The sequence below is a fragment of the Mesorhizobium sp. B2-1-3A genome (genome assembly GCF_006442655.1).
Lineage (GTDB): Bacteria > Pseudomonadota > Alphaproteobacteria > Rhizobiales > Rhizobiaceae > Mesorhizobium.
On sequence record NZ_VFWK01000009.1, the window covers coordinates 328,415 to 348,200 of the forward strand.

At 62.3% G+C, this 19,786-nt stretch carries 19 protein-coding genes; 12 read left to right on the forward strand and 7 right to left on the reverse strand.

Going from position 1 to position 19,786, the window contains the following annotated elements; genetic code table 11:
- Positions 1–35 precede the first annotated feature (35 nt).
- The 3 genes from FJ977_RS32500 (at position 36) to FJ977_RS32510 (ending at position 2,773) form a co-directional block, all read left to right on the forward strand.
- Positions 36–1,313, forward strand: coding sequence for a polyhydroxyalkanoate depolymerase (locus FJ977_RS32500; protein WP_140776388.1), 1,278 nt, complete (start codon positions 36–38; stop codon positions 1,311–1,313).
- 159 nt (positions 1,314–1,472) lie between these two features.
- Positions 1,473–2,093: a transglutaminase-like cysteine peptidase gene (locus FJ977_RS32505; RefSeq protein ID WP_140776390.1), complete on the forward strand. Its 621-nt coding sequence runs from the start codon at positions 1,473–1,475 to the stop codon at positions 2,091–2,093.
- Between the two features lie 434 nt (positions 2,094–2,527).
- On the forward strand, positions 2,528–2,773 hold the full coding sequence (locus FJ977_RS32510; RefSeq protein WP_140776392.1) for a hypothetical protein: 246 nt from the start codon (positions 2,528–2,530) through the stop codon (positions 2,771–2,773).
- Positions 2,774–2,864: 91 nt separating this feature from the next.
- Here FJ977_RS32510 and FJ977_RS32515 read toward each other — a convergent pair whose 3' ends face one another.
- The 4 genes from FJ977_RS32515 to FJ977_RS32530 all read right to left on the reverse strand — a co-directional run bounded on the left by FJ977_RS32515 (position 2,865) and on the right by FJ977_RS32530 (position 5,720).
- Positions 2,865–3,233 carry a helix-turn-helix transcriptional regulator gene (locus FJ977_RS32515; RefSeq protein WP_140776394.1) on the reverse strand — a complete coding sequence of 123 codons (369 nt, stop codon included), beginning with the start codon at positions 3,231–3,233 and terminating at the stop codon, positions 2,865–2,867.
- Between the two features lie 25 nt (positions 3,234–3,258).
- Entirely contained in the window at positions 3,259–3,789 is a 531-nt protein-coding gene (locus FJ977_RS32520) for a Smr/MutS family protein (RefSeq protein ID WP_140776396.1), read from the reverse strand.
- On the reverse strand, positions 3,786–4,886 hold the full coding sequence (locus FJ977_RS32525) for a murein transglycosylase A (protein WP_140776398.1): 1,101 nt from the start codon (positions 4,884–4,886) through the stop codon (positions 3,786–3,788). Before FJ977_RS32525 ends, FJ977_RS32520 begins: the two co-directional genes overlap by 4 nt.
- Before the next feature lie 126 nt (positions 4,887–5,012).
- Complete coding sequence (locus FJ977_RS32530) at positions 5,013–5,720, reverse strand: Tim44/TimA family putative adaptor protein (protein ID WP_140776454.1); 708 nt, start codon at positions 5,718–5,720, stop codon at positions 5,013–5,015.
- Between the two features lie 198 nt (positions 5,721–5,918).
- Here FJ977_RS32530 and FJ977_RS32535 point away from each other — a divergent pair, with 198 nt between their 5' ends.
- The 3 genes from FJ977_RS32535 (at position 5,919) to FJ977_RS32545 (ending at position 9,275) form a co-directional block, all read left to right on the forward strand.
- Positions 5,919–6,419 (forward strand): FxsA family protein, encoded by a 501-nt coding sequence (locus tag FJ977_RS32535; protein ID WP_140776456.1) that lies wholly within the window; start codon positions 5,919–5,921, stop codon positions 6,417–6,419.
- A gap of 281 nt (positions 6,420–6,700) precedes the next feature.
- Entirely contained in the window at positions 6,701–7,204 is a 504-nt protein-coding gene (secB, locus tag FJ977_RS32540) for a protein-export chaperone SecB (protein ID WP_140776400.1), read from the forward strand.
- A 430-nt stretch (positions 7,205–7,634) separates the two neighbouring features.
- Positions 7,635–9,275 carry an ABC transporter substrate-binding protein gene (locus FJ977_RS32545; protein ID WP_140776402.1) on the forward strand — a complete coding sequence of 547 codons (1,641 nt, stop codon included), beginning with the start codon at positions 7,635–7,637 and terminating at the stop codon, positions 9,273–9,275.
- 441 nt (positions 9,276–9,716) lie between these two features.
- Here the strand turns inward: FJ977_RS32545 and FJ977_RS32550 are convergent, their stop codons facing one another.
- Both FJ977_RS32550 and FJ977_RS36470 read right to left on the reverse strand, forming a co-directional pair.
- Positions 9,717–10,232, reverse strand: a complete 516-nt coding sequence (locus FJ977_RS32550; RefSeq protein WP_140776404.1) for a hypothetical protein — start codon at positions 10,230–10,232, stop codon at positions 9,717–9,719.
- 679 nt (positions 10,233–10,911) lie between these two features.
- On the reverse strand, positions 10,912–11,394 hold the full coding sequence (locus tag FJ977_RS36470) for a hypothetical protein (RefSeq protein ID WP_246683386.1): 483 nt from the start codon (positions 11,392–11,394) through the stop codon (positions 10,912–10,914).
- Positions 11,395–12,149: 755 nt separating this feature from the next.
- Between FJ977_RS36470 and FJ977_RS32565 the strand changes: the two genes are divergently transcribed.
- Together FJ977_RS32565 and FJ977_RS32570 are read left to right on the forward strand one after the other, a co-directional pair.
- Positions 12,150–12,755 carry a hypothetical protein gene (locus FJ977_RS32565; RefSeq protein WP_140776408.1) on the forward strand — a complete coding sequence of 202 codons (606 nt, stop codon included), beginning with the start codon at positions 12,150–12,152 and terminating at the stop codon, positions 12,753–12,755.
- Between the two features lie 4 nt (positions 12,756–12,759).
- On the forward strand, positions 12,760–13,326 hold the full coding sequence (locus FJ977_RS32570; RefSeq protein WP_140776410.1) for a hypothetical protein: 567 nt from the start codon (positions 12,760–12,762) through the stop codon (positions 13,324–13,326).
- A gap of 863 nt (positions 13,327–14,189) precedes the next feature.
- Here the strand turns inward: FJ977_RS32570 and lepA are convergent.
- Complete coding sequence (gene lepA, locus FJ977_RS32580) at positions 14,190–15,995, reverse strand: translation elongation factor 4 (RefSeq protein ID WP_056574126.1); 1,806 nt, start codon at positions 15,993–15,995, stop codon at positions 14,190–14,192.
- 207 nt (positions 15,996–16,202) lie between these two features.
- On the opposite strand from lepA, the gene FJ977_RS32585 reads away from it, so the two are divergent.
- The 4 genes from FJ977_RS32585 to msrA all read left to right on the forward strand — a co-directional run bounded on the left by FJ977_RS32585 (position 16,203) and on the right by msrA (position 19,689).
- Positions 16,203–17,327, forward strand: a complete 1,125-nt coding sequence (locus FJ977_RS32585) for a TadE/TadG family type IV pilus assembly protein (RefSeq protein ID WP_140776414.1) — start codon at positions 16,203–16,205, stop codon at positions 17,325–17,327.
- 142 nt (positions 17,328–17,469) lie between these two features.
- Entirely contained in the window at positions 17,470–18,174 is a 705-nt protein-coding gene (locus FJ977_RS32590; protein ID WP_140776416.1) for a DUF1223 domain-containing protein, read from the forward strand.
- A gap of 83 nt (positions 18,175–18,257) precedes the next feature.
- Complete coding sequence (locus tag FJ977_RS32595) at positions 18,258–18,536, forward strand: hypothetical protein (protein ID WP_140776418.1); 279 nt, start codon at positions 18,258–18,260, stop codon at positions 18,534–18,536.
- Between the two features lie 427 nt (positions 18,537–18,963).
- Complete coding sequence (gene msrA / locus FJ977_RS32605; protein ID WP_140776422.1) at positions 18,964–19,689, forward strand: peptide-methionine (S)-S-oxide reductase MsrA; 726 nt, start codon at positions 18,964–18,966, stop codon at positions 19,687–19,689.
- The last annotated feature ends 97 nt before the right edge of the window (positions 19,690–19,786 follow it).

Here is a 19,786-nt window from a genome sequence, read left to right on the forward strand (position 1 = left end):
CGTCCCTTCGGTCGCAGGCAGCAGCGGGGTTGTCGATGTTCTATCAGCTCTATGAATTGAACCATGCGGCGCTGCAGCCGGCCCGGCTCTATGCCGACGCGGTGCGGATGTTCTACTCCAACCCGCTCAATCCGATTTCGCACACGCCCTGGGGCCGTTCGGTCGCCGCGGGTGCCGAACTGTTCGAACGCACCACGCGCCGCTATGGCAAGCCGGCCTTCGGCCTCGACAAGACCGTCGTCGACTGGAAGAGCGTCGAGGTCACCGAAAAGACCGTCTGGTCGAAGCCGTTCTGCAATCTCGTCCGCTTCGAACGCGCGGTGCCCGCCGGCCGCAAGCCGGATCCGAAGCTTCTGATCGTGGCGCCGATGTCGGGCCATTATGCCACGCTGCTGCGCGGCACGGTGGAAGCCATGCTGCCCTACGCCGATGTCCACATCACCGACTGGGTCGATGCCCGCATGGTGCCGATGGCCGACGGCAGTTTCGATCTCGACGACTATATCGATTACATCGTCGACATGTTCCATGCGCTGGGGCCTGACACCCATGTGATGGCGGTGTGCCAGCCTTCCGTGCCGGTTCTGGCGGCGGTGGCGCTGATGGAGGCGAAGGGCGATCCCTTCGTGCCCTCGACCATGACCCTGATGGGCGGGCCGATCGACACCCGCCGCAACCCGACCGCGGTCAATCTCCTGGCCGAGGAAAAGGGCATCGACTGGTTCCGCGACAATGTCGTCATGCGCGCGCCGTGGCCGGTGCCGGGCTTCGGCCGCGAGGTCTATCCGGGCTTCCTGCAGCTGTCGGGCTTCATGAGCATGAACCTCGACCGCCACATCATCGCCCACAAGGACTTCTTCATGCACCTTGTGAAGCACGATGGCGACAACGCCGAGAAGCACCGCGACTTCTATGACGAATATCTGGCGGTCATGGACCTGACGGCGGAGTTCTATTTGCAGACCGTCGATACCGTCTTCGTTCGCCATGCCCTGCCCAAGGGCGAGATGACGCATCGCGGCACCCGTATCGACCCGTCGGTCATCCGCAACGTCGCCCTGTTCACGGTCGAGGGCGAGAATGACGACATATCGGGTCTCGGCCAGACCAAGGCGGCGCAGGATCTGTGCGTCAACATTCCGGCCGACAAGAAGGCCCATTACATGCAGCCGGCGGTTGGCCATTACGGCGTCTTCAATGGCTCGCGCTTCCGCTCCGAGATCGTGCCGCGCATCGTCGACTTCATCACCAGCTATGGCCGCCAGAACCGCGTCGCGGTGAAGCCGAAGCTGGTCCGCACCGCCAAGCGATAGGCAATTCCGCGACAAAATCGGCTTCAGGGCCGATTCTGTTGCACAAGTGCCGCTGTCCCTCCCCGCGGGTAACCATGCTGCAAATCAGCCTGTCCTCGTAATTGACACGGACTGTCAATCGCCCTTAACGTTTCGTTAACAACAGGGTGAGCGGGGACAATGAATTCCTCAACAATGGCGAGAAGGCTGCGCGTGTGCGTGGCTGCGGCCGGTCTGGCAGCCACGGGAGGCTGGATGGCACCGGCTTTGGCTGCCGGAGCGATGGCGACCGGGGGCATCACCTCGCAGCCGATCGGCCACTATGATTTCTGCAAGCTGCACCCCGGCGAATGCTCGATCCGTCCGAGCAATCTGGCACCGGCCAGGATGACCGACGGGCTGATGCGCAAGCTCATCAATGTCACCGCCAGGGTCAACGCCGCCGTCAAGCCGATGAGCGACATGGACATATACGGCAAGGACGAGGTCTGGGCCTATCCCGACAAGGGCGTCGGCGACTGCGAGGACTATGTTCTGGAAAAGCGGCGCCAGCTGTCCCGCTCGGGCATCTCGCTTGCCGATCTTCTCATCACCGTGGTGCGCAAGCCCGATGGTGAGGGGCATTCGGTGCTGACCGTGCGCACCGACAAGGGCGACTACGTGCTCGACAACCTGACCGACAAGGTCAGGGCCTGGGACCAGACCGGCTACCGCTTCCTCAAGCGGCAGGCGATCGACAACACAGGCCGCTGGGTCTCGATCCGCGGCGGCCAGCAGGTCCTGGTGGGATCGGTCGAGTAAGGGTTGGGCCGCGGCTCGATTAGGGCAGCGCCACCCCCAGCGCTTCGTTATCCTAGGGCGGAGCAAGGAGCGCAGCGACGCGCGCAGACCCTAGGATCCATGCCGTGACGCCAACATAGAACACAGCGGCGCAGAAAGAGGCGCCGGCCATCTTCATCCGAGCATCGCTACATTCTTCACTGTTGCGGCGCTCGCAGGTCCCGGCATGGATCCTCGGGTCTGCGCGTCCGCTTCGCTCCCGCTACGCCCGTGGATGACGAAAGTGAGGAGGCTCCGCCGATCTCGTAGATCTCCGCTGCCCGCTCCGTTGCGAGGCGTCGCGAACGCACCTCGCGCATCTCTCCCGAAAATTTTCTCCATCTCTCCGTGAACCATTTTCGTTCGCCCGGCGACACACAGCCGTGAATGACGAAACCCAATCATGGAGACTTCAAATGACTGCTTTTCTGCGAAACACCCTTCTCGCCGTCGCCGCCGTATCGGCCCTGGGCGGATCCGCGATGGCCGACCAGACGGTCAGCTGCGCCCATACCAACCTCAATGACCTCTGGGCCGGCCGCTGTTGTGGCACTGCCGGCGCGTCGGACTGCCTGGGTGGTGGAAACAGTGGCCGTGGCGACCATGACCGCCCGGGCACCAACGGCGGCAACCCCAACGGCAGCACGGCCGGCAAGAACTGATCTCGCCACAGCTGCCCGCTGGCCAATGCCGGCGGGCACTGTTTTGCGACCAAGCGGCCGCCCGGCCGTCGCGGAATCCGGATAAAACCGGTTACTTCAGCCGGCCCAGCGCCGCGCGGATCGAGGCGGTGATGCGGCGCAGCTCCGCTTCGTCGAGCTTTTCGATGTTCTCGGCCAGAAGATTGGCGAGCTCGGTGGCGGCGGGGTTGAGACCCGACGTGTTGAGCTTCACGCGCGGATGCGAGGCTTCGGCCAGCCGCGCCAGCTCCTCGGCGTCGTCCCAGATGATGTTGAAATAGCCGATGATCTTCTGGATCAGCGTCCAGGTCGGCGCGCCGCGCCTGCCATGCTCGAGCGCCGACAGATAGGCGGCGCTGATGCCGATCGCCGCCGCCATGTCCTTCTGGGTGACGCCGCGCTCGGCGCGAAGCGCCCGCAGCCGCTCGCCGAACGGTGTCATGCGCTCGGCCTCACGGCTTCAGCTTTCATGAGCGCACCCGCCGCAGCCGGATGTAGAGCGCGCCCGAGCCGCCATGGTTGCGGGCGGCATGGTCGTGGCTGGAGACCAGCGGCCGGAATGCCGGCGTCGACAGCCAGGCCGGCACGGCGCGCCGCAGCACGCCGTCGCCGCCGGAGGACGACCCCTTGCCGGTGATGACCAGGACATAGCGGATGCCGCCGGCATGCGCCCGGTGCAGGAACGAGAACAGCAGCGAATAGGCCTCGTCCTGCGTCATCCCATGCAGGTCGACGCGGCCCTCGATCGGCAGCCGGCCCTTCGACAATTTGTCCAGCGTCGGCTCGTCGAGGCGATGCGTGACATGCTGCGCCTTCGGCTTTGCCGCGCCCGGCGCATTGGCGGCGGGCTGCGCCGCTTGCGGCGATGTCGGCACGGCGTCGGCCGCGATATCGGGAATGTCGACGGCCGCCCTGCCCTTCAGCGGCTTGGCCGTGCGCGCCACCAGGTTCCACAGCACCCGGTCATCCTCGCTGAGCTTGTCCGGACGCTTGCTCATCCGGCGCCCCCGACCAGCGGGCGCGGCACCAGCGCGTAGAAATCGGCGGCGTTGCGCACCACGCCGGCGATCTCGCCGGCCGCGTCGCCGGAGCCGGCGAAGAGATCGCCCCGCGCCGGCCCGGTGATGGCCGAGCCGGTGTCCTGCGCGATCATCAGCCGCCGGAACGGTCTCTTGTCAAAGGCGGTGAGCGTCGGCGCGTCGATGTGGAAGGGCGTGCCGAATGTGTGCAGCAGCCGGTCGACGGCGACGGAACGGCCCGGCGTCAGCGGCACCTTGGCGGCGGCGATCGGGCCGAGAGCCGCGTCCTCGACATCGGCTTCGCGGAAGAAGATGTAGGAGCGGTTCTGCCACAGGATCTCGTCGATGCGCCCGGGATGCGCCTTGAACCAGGCGCGGATCGACTGCATCGTCACTTGCGCCAGCGGGATTTCGCCCAGTTCGCTCAGGATCTTGCCCGGCCCGGTGAAACGCTGGCCAGATTTGGCCGCGTAGGTGACGCGGCGGAGCCGGCCATCGGTCATCGCCAGCCGTGCGGCGCCTTGCACATGGATGAAGAAGGCGTCGACCTTGTCGGCCAGCCAGGCGATTTCCAGCCCTTGGCCCTGAAGCGCCCCGCGCTCGATCGCGCCACGGTCGAAATACTCGACCGGTCCGTCCGCCGTGCGGCGTGCGAAGGCGAGATAGGCATCCATCCCCTGCGGCCGGTTGGCGTCGTCGACATCGACGAGATCGGCCGGGCGCGACAGCAGCGGCACGGCAAACCGCTCCGTGCGCACCGGCGACGCCTCGACTTGCGGTTCGTAGAAGCCGGTGACGAGGCCGGCGCCGGTGTCGGGCCGCACCAGCATCGGCACGAAATGGCGCTCGAAGAAAGTCCGCGCCTCCGGCCGGTTCACGGGCGGTGCGGTGCGCGCCGCCACATAAGCCGCCGCGAAGGCGCCGAAATCGACGCCGAGCGCGCCGCTGCGATAGGGTTTTACCGGCGCATGGAAGGCGGAACGGCGAAAAGCCTCGAAGGCCAGCAGGTGGTCGTCGTCGCCCCAGCCGGGCAGGTCGTCAAAGGATTTTTCGATGAAGAGAGGCGATAGCGACACCGGAGCCCCGTCGCCTTAAAGCGCGTCGTGTTCGAAAAGGGTCATGCGACGCGCTTCGAGGCTTGGTTTTGATGCAAGTCGTTGTCCCAAAACCGCTTCGCACTTTTGGGCGACATGCATCGGGACTCAGTCTTCTTCTTCGGTGGCGACGAGCTTCCAGTTCGGATCGCGCGAGCGCGTGTCGCGGGCGAAGGTCCAGACATCCTTGACCTCGGCCACGGTTTCCGGATCGCCGTCGATGACCGCGCCCGCCTTGTCGCGCGTCGCCGAAATCAGCTCGCTGATGATGCGCAGCGTCACATGCGCCTCGCCGCCCTTCATCTCGGCCGAGACGATATCGGCCTTGTCGATGCCGACGAAAGAGGACTGGATCTTTTCCGACTTGGCCTCGCGTTCGCCTATCGCGGCGACGAAACCGTCATAGACTTCACGCGACAGAAGGTTCTTCAGCGTTTTGCGGTCGCCGTCGGCATAGGCCATGACGATCATCTCATAGGCCATCTTGGCGCCGTCGACGAAGCCCTTCGGGTCGAAGGACGGATCATTGTCCTTGATCGTGCGCAGGCCCTTGTTGAGATCGGTGTCGGGCTTGGCGAAGGCGTCGATCGCCGTATAGGCGTCGGCCGGCGCCGGTTCGCCCGGCAGCCGCTTGCGCGGCAGCGAAACGACATTCTCGGGTTTCTGGGTGGCGTCCTTGTCGGTGCGCGCCGCCGTGTAGGGGTCGAAGGGCGGCCGCTCGCTACCGGTCCGACGGCCCAGCACGTTGCGCAGCTGGAAGAAGATCACCACCGCCGCGATCAGGAAGAAAATCGTGCCGAAGTCGAAGAAGCCCATATCTTCCGCCAATCAATCCCTGCCTCTAGGCCGGACCATCCGGCCAACAGGCCGCGGTCGCATAGCGTTCAACATTCAAAGCATATAGAACGCAAGGTGCAATCATTCAAATCAAAGGCAGGCATACCTATCTAACAGCCTCCGTGCCAGCGGCGATTGGTCGCCAGCGGGCAAAACAATCGAATGGTCGGTAAAGACTTGCGCATTTCGCTGCTTCCCCTCTTCCTCCTCGCGCTCCCGCTGCTGGAAATCGCCGGTTTCGTCATCGTCGGCCGTGAGGTCGGCGCGCTGGCGACGGTCGGCCTTGTGCTGGCCTCGAGCATCGCCGGCGTGCTTTTGCTCCGCCACCAGGGTTTCGGCGTCATGACCCGCATCCGCACCGAGATGGATGCCGGCCATGATCCCAGCCGCCAGCTGGCGCATGGCGCCATGATCGTGGTGGCGGCGATCCTCTTGATCATCCCGGGTTTCATCACGGACATTATCGGCCTGATGCTGTTCCTGCCGCCGGTGCGCGACTTCGCCTGGAGCTGCTTCAAGGGCCGCATCGTGGTGGCCACCGATTTCTCCGCCGGCGGTTTTCGCGGCCGCCCGCGCGACAAGGTCATCGACCTCGACGACGGCGACTATTCGCGCGAGGACGATTTCAAGCGCGGTCCCGATCACAATTCGCCATGGCGGCGCCTGAAGGACGACTAGGTCGGCCATCCGACGCTTCGATCCATGCCGCGACCTCAGCACCGCTGCGGTGGAGGATGATCACCCAGCCGCATCGTTATGAGCATTGAGCCGCCGTATTCCTTGGCCACGGTCGCGGCATGGATCCCAGGGTCTCCGCGACGCCGCTGCGCGGCTGCTTCGGCCTGGAATGACGAGGTGAGAAGCAAGGTGGCAAACCTTGTCTTGTCATGCCGGCCATGGTAGCGAACGCCCGATTTCAATTCGGTCAGCAACGCTGCCCAGGCAAAAGGAAAAGGCTCATGGCCAGCAATGATGACGCGCCGGTCGGCGCCAACGGAAACGGCAATGCGGGGCAGCAGCCTTCGCTCAACGTCCTGGCCCAGTATGTGAAGGACCTGTCCTTCGAGAGCCCCGGCGCGCCGAACTCGCTGCGCGGCCGCGACAAGGCGCCCGGCATCGCCATCAACGTCAACGTCAACGCCAACCCGCTCTCCGACAAGCAGTTCGACGTCAATCTGACGCTGAACGCCAAGGCTTCCTTCGACCAGGAAGTGCTGTTCAACGTCGAGCTGGTCTATGGCGGCGTCTTCGCCATTTCGGGCTTCCCGCAGGAGCACATGCTGCCGATCCTGTTCATCGAATGCCCGCGCTTGCTGTTCCCCTTCGCCCGCCAGATCATCGCCGAAGCGACCCGCAATGGCGGCTTCCCGCCGCTGATGCTCGACCCGATCGATTTCGCGCAGATGTTCCAGCAGAAGATCGCCGAGGACCAGGCCGCGTCCTCGAAGGTCCAGGTCAGCTGATTTCGGGCTTATAGGATTTGACGAAGAACCCGGCCTCGCGCCGGGTTTTTTGTTGGGCGCCTTCCCCTCGACTTCGTCATCCACGGGCGGAGCAAGGAGCGAAGCGACGCGGCGCAGACCCGAGGATCCATGCCGGGACTCCGAAGCTGCGGTCACGGTCCAGAATTCTGCTCCGCTGCGCCCGTCGGCAAGGTCGCGGCATGGATCCTCGGGTCTCCGCGACGCCGCTACGCGGCTGCTCCGCCCGTGGATGACGAAGTCGCGAGCGGCTCGCCCCCCTGCGGAGCACCGCACAACTCCTGCGGATTCCCGAACACTCCCCGACGTCACCCAGCCCTATCATCGCGCCTTCAGGCAAAGGCGTCCCGGCGGTCGCAGCCGCCCCCGCGTTGGCGATTCGTCGGGACGCCCAACAAAAGAGGGAACGACGATGAAATTCATGCTGACCGACCGCAAACTGCACCCGCGGGCCGGGCCCGTCGCCGACGATTTCAAAACCGGCGGCATCAGCCGGCGCGAATATCTGGCGCTGATGGCCGGCCTCGGCGTCAGCGCCGCCGGCGCCTTCGCCCTGGGCGGCATCGCCGCGATGCCTGCCCGCGCCGCCGAGCCCAAAAGGGGCGGCACCTTGCGCGTCGCCATGAACGTCAAGGGTTTCAAGGACCCGCGCACCTTCGACGGCGTCGAAATGTCCAACGTCGCCCGCCACTGCAACGAATATCTGGTGCGCTGGAACACCGATTTCTCGTTCGAGCCCTGGCTGCTCGAAAAATGGGAGATGAGCGACGACGCCAAAACGCTCACGCTGCATGTGCGCAAGGGCATCACCTGGTCGAACGGCGACACCTTCAACGCCGATGATGTCGTCCACAACCTCAACCGCTGGTGCGAGGCTGGCGTCGCCGGCAATTCGGTCGCCGCGCGCATGGGCGCGCTGGTCAATGCCGACACCAAGAAAATGGTCGACGGCGGCATCGAGAAGGTCGACGACTACACGATAAAACTCAACCTGCCGAAGCCGGACATTTCGCTCATCGCCGGCATGGCCGACTATCCCGCGCTGATCATGCACCGCTCTTATGAGGGTGACGGCGACCCCATGAAGGCGCTGGCGATCACCACCGGCCCCTGCGAGCTGGTGAAATGGGACGCCGAAACGAGCGCCGAAGTGAAACGCAAGGACAAGCCGTGGTGGAAGGGCGACTTCTACCTCGACGGCATCCAGTGGATCGACTACGGCTCCGACCCCAACGCCATGCTGTCGGCCTTCGAATCCGGCGAGATCGACACCGACCATGAAACCGCCTCCGACGCCGTCTCGCAGACCGACAAGATGGGGCTGAAGAATTCCGAGATCGCAACCGGCTCCACCATCGTCGCCCGCTTCAATGTCGGCAACGCGCCCTATCAGGACGTCAAGCTGCGCCGCGCCGCCCAGCTCGCCGTCGACAATGCCGCGGTGCTCAAGCTCGGCCTCGACGGGAGGGGAAAACCCGCCGACAACCACCATGTCGGTCCCATGCACCCCGAATATGCCGATATCGGCCCCGCGAAACGCGACGTGGAGGCGGCGAAGAAGCTGCTGACCGAATCCGGCAAGCCGGACCATGAGTACGAACTCATCTCGGTCGACGTCGAATGGCAGAAGAGCACCGCCGACGCCATCTCGGCGCAGATGCGCGAGGCCGGCCTCAAGATCAAGCGCACCGTGCTGCCCGCCGCCACCTTCTGGAACGACTGGAGCAAATACCCCTTCTCCTGCACCGAATGGCTGGGACGGCCGCTGGGCGTCCAGGTGCTGGCGCTCGCCTACAAATCGGGCGCCGCCTGGAACGAAAGCGCCTACGCCTCGAAGGAGTTCGACGACCTCCTCGACAAGGCGCTCGCCACCCCCGACGCCAAGGCCCGCAAGGAGATCATGGCCGGCATCGAGAAGAATCTGCGCGAGAGCGGCATCATCATCCAACCCTACTGGCGCTCGGTCTACCGGACCTACCGCAAGGGGGTCGAGGGCTGCGAACAGCACCAGGCGCTGGAGCAGCACTTTGAGAAGGTTTGGATTGAGTCTTGATAACTCGGGCGGGCCTCTGCTGTGACGTGTTAACGGTCTCCTAGCCGAGGTCGGCGCCGCCCCTCATTGCCCTGCCGGGCATTTCTCCCCGTGAACGGCAGGGCAATCGCATATGAGTTTTTACGAAGAGGAACCCCCGCCTAACCCTCCCCACAAGGGGGAGGGAACGCTGCCGCGCTACGCTTTGGCGTCGAACTTCTACAGTTTGCCGAGTTCAGCGCCGGCGCGACTCTCCCTCCCCCTTGTGGGGAGGGGTTAGGGGTGGGGGTACGTGCCGGGCAAACCTTCGGGAAGTTTCATATGCGATTGCCCTGCCGTGAACGGGGAGAAAGACGCTGGCCGCAACGCCGGCGCTTTTCTGCAACGTTTGTGATTGGCAAAAGCCAAGACAACAGCACCCCTCGAAGCACAAACCCCAGCTTCAAGCACCCCAAACCAGTTCTACCGGCCAACCTTCACATGAGGCGCCAGCCTCCGGATCGCCGCCATCATGTCGCCTTCCGAAATATCGAGCGACGACATCTCCATATGCACCGTATTGCCACCCCCCGGCAGCATCAGGTTGAGCGCATTGGCATTGGAATATTTGATCGCCTCGGGCAGCTTGCCCGTCAGCTCGAAATTCACCAGCGTCGGCCCGCCATGGTTGCCATGCACCAGCCCGGCGCTGCGCACCGTCTCCCAGGGCACCAGCACATCGCCGGCGCGCTTGTCGCGAAAGCCCCTGGAATCCAGCGTCACCTGAACCCCGCTGTCGAACCCGCTGCTCGCCTTGAACAGCCCCCAGCCGAGGCAGCCCACGGCGAACACAATGAGCAGGAACACCGGCCCGCGCGCGCTGTCGGACGAAAGCGCCCGAAACGCCAGCACCCCGGCGACAGCAGCGCCGACAAACGGCGCGATGATTGCGAACGTGTTGCTGGAGCCGCTGTTGCGGATTTCGACGGGGGTAGACATGGGAGGAGATTGAGACGGAAAGTGGATGAGGTGTCGAGAGGGAGCAGTGTGGGGTCGGCGCGCAGTTTGATGACGAATGCGTGATGGAGGACGAGGGGCGGGCTATTCTGAGAGGTCTCCTGTCGCGCGGATTTCGACGGGGGGGGGGGGTGAACAGCCTCACCGCCCATCCTTCACCAAAGTCCAGATCCACCCAACAAAAGTCGGCACCAGGATGGACAGCCGGCGGTGAGCCGCATCCACGGCGGCAGGCGCAACAAAGAATTCGGGAAGTCTGCCACTCCGGAGAAACGGCGAATGGCTCTAGTGCGGGCAGACCGACACTGGACACGCGACGGCCGTCACGGCCGAAAGCTTCTCGCGCTTGTTCAGCGTCGGCTTTGCATAGAATTTTTTCATGGACAGTCCCCAATGGCCCGCGCCCAATGACGCTGGTGTGTGCCTGATGTCAATGCGGGACGATATGCTTGGGGCGGACTATTGCTGGAGTCAGCGCCCTCCCTCATCTGGCTGCCGCCACTTCGTCGTTCGAAAAGCCAAGCAGTTGGCTTTTCGTCCGCTTCGCGGACCACTCCTCAACTCCCGTAAACGGGGCGAAGGGGCTGCTGTCGCCGGTTTCGCCAATCGCCAACATTGCAGAAGGGGCGCGCGGCGAAGCGGCCAGCTTCTTTCGCCCCGTTTACGGGGAGAAATGCCCGGCAGGGCAATGAGGGGCAGCGCCGACGCTCGTCTCCTGTCGCGGATTTCGGCGCCGCGCCGCCGCCCTCATCGCCCATCCCTCACCAGCGTCCAGATCCACCCAATAAAAGTCAGCACCAGGAACGGATAGCCAGCGGCGGGCAGCGGCGACGCAGTCATAGCCCAGCCGCTGGTACTTCATGGTGAGCAGCGCGGTGGCGACGACGAGCGCCACACCGTCGATCTTCCAGAGCGTTTCGCGCAGCGGCGCGCTGGCGACGAAGGTGCCGGCAAGGCCGAAGGCACCGCCGATGGCGAGACCGAGAGAGCGACGGTGTCTGATGTGGAGCGCATGTGAGGTGTCCCCAAGCCCAGGGATACGCTGAGGCGGAGCGTTTTCAAGAGTGATCCCCGGAGGCAACGCGAAACGCCAGCCAGTAATAGCCGCGCCCACAAGATCGAGCGAATCGGCATTCAACTGCACCCGTAATCTTCTTACCTTGGAACGTCTTGGCCCCCGTTACTCTTTAAGGCGGCTGGTAAGGCCCATAAAGAGCGATGCGATGTGGTCAAAGTGCAGGAAATAACCACCAAACCTCTCCATCAAAGGCATTCGGACCGTCCGTTGAAATCTGCATGAGCGAACGACGGCCAGAGCCCAGCTATTATTACGTGTCGTCGCCGGTTCAGATACAAATCAAAAAACTAAACTGATGACCGGACCATCTCAGCGAGAAGTCTCGAATCGCCGCATTGCCGCCGCAGCTATCCCCGGTGAGTAAGCCGCAGAGCGAATGGCAGACAGAAAAGACCAGTTATCACCACATAGACCGAAAAAATATATGTATACGAGCATGTTAGACAATTTGGCCAATGTGCCACAGGCAAACGGCACGGAGGATCGCCAATCCCATGTCTCAAGAGCATTCGGTCCGGCCGTCGAAATCTGAGCAAGCCACCGGTCGATCCGCTAAAGAAGATAGCCATATAATACTATATTTTACTTAGAGATATTTAAACAAAAACTCGCCAAGTAACGTTCTCAGTCATGAAGTGGCGGTCGCCTCATTGCCACCGCAGCTATCTCGGGTGACTCCGATATTCGGCTAGTGGATCGACTTGGCTGCCATCGTGTTGCAATGGAGCTCCACCCGCGCGCTAAAGCACTGGTGAAACATGCAGTTGCGACGCCTAAGCTTTTGGCATAAGTTTGCGTGAGAATGGCAAGGGAGAATCTCCATGAATCAGAATGAATCGACCGGCCGCATATCACTAAAGATCGACTTGTCCACCGGGACTATTGAGATAGATGCGCCAGCCGGCGAGTTTCATCAGACGGTGGACAAGGCGAAGGAATTGTTGGGGCAAATGCCGGCGGCCGCCCCCGCTGTTCGAGATACTAGCTCAACCCCGGCGGCTAAGATTGTTGGGCAGTCCGTATCTACTTTGGATCGTCCCAAAGCTAAAAGTGGAAAGAGCTCCGGTGGGTCACAGGCTCGTGCTGGTAGGATTGGTAGTTTTGAGCCGATTGATATGGGCCTTACAGAAAGCCAAGAGCGCGAACTCAGAGCCTTTATGGAAGCAAAACGCCCACCAGAACAACCCGATCAAGTGGCTGTCGCGCTTTACAAAGGCGAGCAACTATTGGGGCGCCGAGGTTTTGGCTACAATGAAATCTATTCCTTGTTGCGGCTGTCCGGCATTCGTGAGCTCCCAAAGGCCCTTGATGTGCTGCTTGCAAGAATGATGGACAGCCAGTGGGTCGTCCGAGACGGACCGCAGCAGTTTGCTCTGAAGTTCATTGCCCGAGATCACGTCGAGCACAAGCTAGGCCAGGAGGAATGAGCCCATGGAAGAATACTCTGAGATAGATGCAATAAAGGCTGTCAACGAGGCGTTAGTAAGGTTGCAACCTGAAGAGCAGGTACGCGTACTATCTTGGGCGTATTCAAAATATGCAGCCACAGGAGCAATTTTTCAGCCCGGCAATTTTCCCGATTCTTTCGGTAAGGGCGCAAGTCCCGAAGGGAATTTGAAGGGTCAGAGCGGCAAGAGAAAAACCAAAAGAAGCAAATCCACGCCGAAGTTGCTGAAGGACATCGACTTACATCCAAAGGGTAAGCCATCGGCTGCAGATTTTGCAAATGAAAAGCAGCCAACAAATACTATGCTAAAATCAGTCGTTGCGGTATATTATTTTCGGGATATCTTAGGTGTTGAAAAAGTTTCCACTGATCACGTATATACGTATTTCAAGGCTGTTGGATGGCCCGTGCCGGCTGATGTGCCAAATACTTTGCAGAGAGCCGGAACAGAGGGGTGGCTCGATACGGCTGACAGCCAAGCCATATTGATTACCACAACGGGAGAGAACCTGATTGAACATCAATTACCGGCAACGAAATCGAACAAATGACTAAGTTGCTCCTTTCGCTCGGTCCGATTCCAACTTCTCTGAGCGATGAACTCTTTGAAAAATATCGAGAGATCGAGAGAAATTTTCGTGAGAGACGATGGGAGCCATCTGAGCTCAACGGAGGGAAATTGTGCGAGGTGGCGTACAGCATCCTGCGAGGCCATGTAGATGGGCAGTACCCGCATTCTGCGACAAAACCTCAGAATTTCCCGGATTCCTGTCGAGCATTAGAGCAAGCGCCCAGCCTATTTAGTCGGTCGATACGCATTCAGATCCCCAGAATGCTGATTGCTCTGTACGAGATACGCAATAACCGAGGGGTCGGACACGTTGGAGGCGACGTAAATCCCAATCACATGGATGCGGTCTGCGTCTTGCAGATATCAAAATGGGTGGTTTCGGAGCTCGTTCGAGTCTTTCACGGGGTGTCGACCGAGACGGCTACCCAGTTTGTCGACACAATCTCGGATCGTGAAATTGCGTTAATTTGGGACACTGGTAAGGTTAAGCGTGTGCTGGATACAAGTCTGACAATGCTCCAGAAGACCTTGGTAATCCTTTATTCCTCAGCGTCGCCAATTGCGGAGCCTGAACTCGTAAGAGTTCTGGAGCATTCAAATGCCGCCGTTTACAGACGAGACGTCTTAAAAAAGGCACATAAGAAACGGTGGCTGGAGTACGATCCTAAGGATAAGTCTGTACAGATTTCTCCTCTTGGTTCCCGAGAGGTGGAAGAAGTAATTCTTCCGAAGTCCAACCTCTAGGGAACCGTTCGATCAAACGAACACCCAAATTGGCCTTGGATGGCGATGTACCCAATCGCTACCGTGCGGCGTCTTGGAGCGAGGGCCACCACCGCCCTCTCAATCCCCCATTTTCAGCGCCTGGATAAACGCCTCCTGCGGGATATCCACCTTGCCGAACTGGCGCATCCGCTTCTTGCCTTCTTTCTGCTTGTCCAGAAGCTTGCGCTTGCGCGAGACGTCGCCGCCGTAGCACTTCGCGGTCACGTCCTTGCGCAGCGCCGAGATGGTTTCGCGGGCGATGACCTTGCCGCCGATGGCGGCCTGGATCGGGATCTTGAACAGGTGGTGCGGGATCAGCTCCTTCAGCTTTTCGCACATCTGCCTTCCGCGCTTTTCCGCCGCTGTGCGGTGCACCAGCATGGACAGCGCGTCGACCGGCTCCTCATTGACCAGGATCGACATCTTCACCAGATCGCCCTCGCGATAGTCGGTCAGGTGATAGTCGAACGAGGCGTAGCCCTTGGAGATCGACTTCAGCCGGTCGTAGAAGTCGAAGACGACTTCGTTGAGCGGCAGATCGTAGGTCAGCATGGCGCGCTTGCCGACATAGGAGAGGTCGGCCTGGATGCCGCGCCGGTCCTGGCAGAGTTTCAAGATGCCGCCGAGATAGTCGTCTGGCGTCAATATGGTGGCGCGGATCCACGGTTCCTCGATCGCCGAGATCTTCACCACGTCGGGCATGTCGGCCGGGTTGTGCAGTTCCTTCACCGAGCCGTCATTGAGGAGCAGCCGGTAGACGACGCTCGGCGCGGTGGCGATCAGGTCGAGGTTGAACTCGCGCTCCAGCCGCTCCTGGATGATTTCGAGGTGCAGCAGACCAAGGAAGCCGCAGCGATAGCCGAAGCCGAGAGCGGCCGAGGTTTCCATCTCATAAGAGAAAGAAGCGTCGTTGAGGCGCAATTTGCCGACGGCGGCGCGCAGATCCTCGAAATCGGCGGCGTCGACCGGGAACAGGCCGCAGAACACCACCGGCTGCGCCGGCTTGAAGCCGGGCAAGGCATGCGCGGTGGGGCGCTTGTCCTCGGTGATGGTGTCGCCGACGCGTGTGTCGGCCACTTCCTTGATCGAGCCGGTGAAGAAGCCGAACTCGCCGGGGCCGAGCTCGTCGACATTGATGCGGGCGGGCGTGAACACGCCGGTGCGTTCGACCAGGTATTTGGCGCCGGTGCCCATCATGCGGATGGTCTGGCCCTTCTTCAGCACGCCGTCGATGATGCGCACCAGCACGATGACGCCGAGATAGGCGTCGTACCAGCTGTCGACCAGCATCGCCTTCAGCGGCGCGGTGGCGTCGCCCTCGCGCGGCGGCGGCAATTGGTGGACGATGGCTTCCAGCACATCGGGAATGCCAAGCCCGGTCTTGGCCGAGATCAGCACGGCGCCGGAAGCGTCGATGCCGATCACCTCCTCGACCTGCTCGCGGATGCGCTCGGGCTCGGCGGCCGGCAGGTCGACCTTGTTCAGCACCACGACGATCTCGTGGTTGTTGTCGATCGCCTGGTAGACATTGGCGAGCGTCTGCGCCTCGACCCCTTGCGAAGCGTCGACCACCAGCAGCGAACCCTCGCAGGCGGCCAGCGACCGCGACACTTCATAGGCGAAATCGACATGTCCGGGCGTGTCGATGAGGTTGAGTATATAGTCCTCGCCATTGTTGGCGCGGTATTTCAGCCGCACCGTCTGCGCCTTGATGGTGATGCCGCGCTCGCGCTCGATGTCCATCGAGTCCAGCACCTGCTCCTTCATGTCGCGCAGCTCCAGCCCGCCGGTCAGCTGGATCAGGCGGTCGGCGAGCGTGGATTTGCCATGGTCGATATGGGCGACGATGGAGAAATTGCGGATGTGGTCGAGGGGCGTGCTCATGCGCGCGCTTTAGCAGGGGCGGCAAGCGGCGGCAAGGCTTGGCGCCCAAGGGCTGCCCCGGCGGTCACAAAGCGGTGAGAGGCGCCGGAAAATCGACAATATCGGTCAGGCGACCGCAAATGCATAAACTTTGATCGATCCCGTTAGACCTTGGTTTGCCGGCTGCGTGGTATCTGCACGGCCACTAATGTCCTTGGGGGTAAAGAAATGCAGAAAATTGCAGACAGGTTTGCCCGTTCCCGCAGCGGCTCCATGATGCCGCTGTTCTTCCTGAGCCTGGTGCCCTTGATCACCGCCGTCGGCTTCTCTGTCGACTATACCGATGCCGTGCAGACCCGCTCCGGCATGCAGGCCGCGCTGGATGCCGCGACGCTGGCGATCACCACGCTGCCGACGACCACGACGCTGACTGACCGCCAGCAGGCGCTGCAGGACAATTTCGCCGCCAACAACGGCCAGGGCGCCGCGACGCTGGTGAGCTTCAACGTTTCCTCCGACGGCACCGTCGCGGCGCAGACGTCGGCCAGCTTCGCCATGCCGACCAATTTCATGACCATCGCCAGGATCGACAGCGTGCCGGTCGCGGTCAAATCGGGGGTCAACAAGGCGCCCAGCCTGGTGCAGGCGACGTTCAAGGTCGACAAGGTGTCGGGCTACTGGAACAAGACGGTGACGCTTTACGGCACGAATTTCGGCGGGTCGACGGCGCAGAAACTGATGACGGCCAGCTACGTCTACGCGCCCTACACCTATTCGTACAAGGTCGGGAGCAAGTCCTATTCCATGACGGAACAGAAGGGCTACGGCACGACGACGATATCGCTTATCAATGGTTCGACGCCGACCGTGGTCCAGAAGCAGACCTGCACCACCGTGGGCTCGACATCCAATTTCACCAACCCGCCGACGGGCGCGATAGTGACCCCCGAATACGACAGCAACAGCAAACAGACGATCTATTTCCAGATCACCTGCGCCACCACCAACGTGCCGGCCAACGGCGCCGGCGCCGCCGTCGACGTCAGCCAGATGGGCCAGCTCTCCCTGCAGATGGATGTCACGAGCGGCAACAAGGCGACGTTCAAATCGAACGACACCACGACCTCCAACCACCTCTATCTGGGCACCACACCCACGCCCTTGACCGAGGTTGCCTCGGGCAAGCTGATCGACATCTTTTCCGTCGTGCCTTGCGCGGAGACCAGCTACCAGGCTTGGGAAGACGGCGGTAACTCGCTTCCGGCGGATTATACGAATGCCGACTTCTTCTACAATGTCACCGGCAAGTGCGCCTTCAACCAGCGGCCATCCGAGACGGCGCTGACGCAGTAACGACCCTGCTCGTCCTTCTCCCTCACGGGCGAAGGACGATCGCGCCTCATCACAAACCGGTGAGCGCTGTAACGAAGCTGTAGGTGCAAGCGAAATGGGGAATGACCGGCGCGTCCAAGCGCCGCCCCCATGGAGCAAGCCGATGCCGAGATTCTCAGCCCCAAGGTTCGCCGTACTGACCGGCCTAGGCGCGCTTGCGCTCGCTGCCTCGCTCGGTACCGCCGCCGCCCAGCCGCTCACCGTGGTCGAGCTGTTCACCAGCCAGGGCTGCTCGTCCTGCCCGCCGGCCAACGCCAACCTCATCAAGGTCAAGGACCAGCCCGGCGTGCTGGCGCTGTCCTTCAACGTCACCTACTGGGACTATCTCGGCTGGAAGGACACGTTCGGCAAACAGGAATTCACCCAGCGCCAGGTTTCCTACGAACCGTCGCTCGGCCATGACGGCCCGTTCACGCCGCAAGTGGTGGTCAACGGCCATGCCGATGTTGTCGGCGCCGCGCAAGGCGAGATCGAGCATCTGATCAAGGCAACGGGCAAGACCGGCGGCCCGTCGCTGACGCTCGAGGGCGGCAAGGTCGCGATCGGTGCCGGCGCCGCCCCAGGCGGCAAGGCCGATGTCTGGCTGGTGCGCTACGCCAAGGGCGTCGTGCAGGTGCCGGTCGCGCGCGGCGAAAACACCGGCCGCACACTGCCTCATGCCAATGTCGTGCATGCTCTGGAAAAGCTCGGCAACTGGAGCGGCGACGCCACCGCCTATGCGCTGCCCGCCGCGGCCGGTGGCTTGAGCACCGCCGTGCTGGTGCAATCGCCCGGCGGCGGGCCGATCCTGGCCGCCGCGACCAACTGATCATCCTTTTATCGCGCGGGGCCGTGGAACACGGCAACGCATCACCCGGCCCGCTTCCGCGCGCCAAACCCAAGGAGACTCCCATGACCAAGTACCTGACCCTGCCAGCGCTCGCTTTCGCGCTTTCGGCCGCCGTCTTCGTCGCCGGCGCCCGTGCCGACGACACGACCAATGCCATGAAGCCGGCCAATGCGATGGCGACCGACGCCATGAAACCGGCCACGGACACCATGAAGCCAGCCGATGCCATGAAGCCGGCGACCGACGCGATGAAGCCTGCCGACCCGATGGCCACCAATGCGATGAAGCCCGCCGCTGATGCGATGAAGCCCGCGGCGGATGCCATGAAACCGGCCAACTAGTAGCGCGTCACACAGGATTTGACGGGCTGCAAGATGTCCTTCTTCGATGGATCATCGCTGACATTGGGGATTAGCCGGAGCCTCCCCAACGTCGTCATCCCTGGGCGAAGCAGGAGCGAAGCTCCGTCGCGGAGACCCTGGGATCCATGCCGTTACCTTAGCCGAGGAGTGCAGCGGAGCAGAATTCTGCACCGTGGTGACACGTTGGAGTCCCGGCATGGATCCTCGGGTCTGCGCCGCGTCGCTGCGCTCCTTGCTCCGCCCGTGGATGACGAAACGATGGAATTTTTCCGTCAATAGCCAGGGCATGGATGGCGAGGACATGCGCCCGGCCACACGAATGTGAGGCTCTGCCGCAACTCGTGCATCGCGCCAACGTACCTGATCCAATAGACTGAACCCAATGGAAGCCATGAGGAGTGCAACCATGACCGACATCAAGACCCGTTCGACCGGCTTTGCCAGGAGTGCGCTCGCCGCACTCGCCTTGGCGGCCGCCGGTGCCGCCTTCTGGCTGACGCCGGCCGTCTCGGCGGAAGACGCCGTGGTGATCCCGCCGCCGGCGCTGGACGAAAAGGCGGCCTCGGGCAGCGAGAAGGCGATCTTCGCCGGCGGCTGCTTCTGGGGTGTGCAGGGCGTGTTCCAGCACGTCAAGGGCGTCAGCCAGGCCGTCTCCGGCTACACCGGCGGCGCCAAGGATGACGCCGTCTACGAGACGGTCGGCACCGGCCGCACCGGCCACGCCGAATCCGTCGAGATCACCTATGATCCCTCGAAGGTGACCTACGGCCAGTTGCTGCAGGTCTATTTCTCGGTCGCCCACAATCCGACGCAGCTCAACTACCAGGGACCGGACTCCGGCACCCAGTACCGCTCGACGATCTTCGCCGAAAACGATGCGCAGAAGAAGATCGCGCAGGGCTACATCGCCCAGCTCGACAAGGCCAAGCTGTATGGGGCGCCGATCGTCACCACGATCGAGACCGGCAAGACCTTCTACCCGGCCGAGAACTACCACCAGGACTTTCTGACGCTGAACCCGACCTATCCCTACATCGTCTACAACGACCTGCCCAAGGTGGCGAACCTGAAGCAGCTGTTCCCGGCGCTGTACAGCGAGAAGCCGGTGCTGGTGCTGTCGGCGAGCAACTGAGTGCGTGATCTCCCCCTCGAGGGGCAGGGCAATCGCATATGAAACTTCCCGAAGGTTTGCCCGGCACGTACCCCCACCCCTAACCCCTCCCCACAAG

What these genes read in the sequence shown, in the direction of transcription:
- FJ977_RS32550 (WP_140776404.1), bottom strand. Translation starts at nt 10,232, where the DNA reads ATGTCTACCCCCGTCGAAATCCGCAACAGCGGCTCCAGCAACACGTTC.
- lepA (WP_056574126.1), bottom strand. Translation starts at nt 15,995, where the DNA reads ATGAGCACGCCCCTCGACCACATCCGCAATTTCTCCATCGTCGCCCAT.
- FJ977_RS32500 (WP_140776388.1), top strand. Translation starts at nt 36, where the DNA reads ATGTTCTATCAGCTCTATGAATTGAACCATGCGGCGCTGCAGCCGGCC.
- FJ977_RS32505 (WP_140776390.1), top strand. Translation starts at nt 1,473, where the DNA reads ATGAATTCCTCAACAATGGCGAGAAGGCTGCGCGTGTGCGTGGCTGCG.
- FJ977_RS32565 (WP_140776408.1), top strand. Translation starts at nt 12,150, where the DNA reads ATGAATCAGAATGAATCGACCGGCCGCATATCACTAAAGATCGACTTG.
- FJ977_RS32590 (WP_140776416.1), top strand. Translation starts at nt 17,470, where the DNA reads ATGCCGAGATTCTCAGCCCCAAGGTTCGCCGTACTGACCGGCCTAGGC.
- FJ977_RS32545 (WP_140776402.1), top strand. Translation starts at nt 7,635, where the DNA reads ATGAAATTCATGCTGACCGACCGCAAACTGCACCCGCGGGCCGGGCCC.
- secB (WP_140776400.1), top strand. Translation starts at nt 6,701, where the DNA reads ATGGCCAGCAATGATGACGCGCCGGTCGGCGCCAACGGAAACGGCAAT.
- FJ977_RS32515 (WP_140776394.1), bottom strand. Translation starts at nt 3,233, where the DNA reads ATGACACCGTTCGGCGAGCGGCTGCGGGCGCTTCGCGCCGAGCGCGGC.
- FJ977_RS32520 (WP_140776396.1), bottom strand. Translation starts at nt 3,789, where the DNA reads ATGAGCAAGCGTCCGGACAAGCTCAGCGAGGATGACCGGGTGCTGTGG.
- FJ977_RS32595 (WP_140776418.1), top strand. Translation starts at nt 18,258, where the DNA reads ATGACCAAGTACCTGACCCTGCCAGCGCTCGCTTTCGCGCTTTCGGCC.
- msrA (WP_140776422.1), top strand. Translation starts at nt 18,964, where the DNA reads ATGACCGACATCAAGACCCGTTCGACCGGCTTTGCCAGGAGTGCGCTC.
- FJ977_RS32510 (WP_140776392.1), top strand. Translation starts at nt 2,528, where the DNA reads ATGACTGCTTTTCTGCGAAACACCCTTCTCGCCGTCGCCGCCGTATCG.
- FJ977_RS32530 (WP_140776454.1), bottom strand. Translation starts at nt 5,720, where the DNA reads ATGGGCTTCTTCGACTTCGGCACGATTTTCTTCCTGATCGCGGCGGTG.
- FJ977_RS32585 (WP_140776414.1), top strand. Translation starts at nt 16,203, where the DNA reads ATGCAGAAAATTGCAGACAGGTTTGCCCGTTCCCGCAGCGGCTCCATG.
- FJ977_RS32570 (WP_140776410.1), top strand. Translation starts at nt 12,760, where the DNA reads ATGGAAGAATACTCTGAGATAGATGCAATAAAGGCTGTCAACGAGGCG.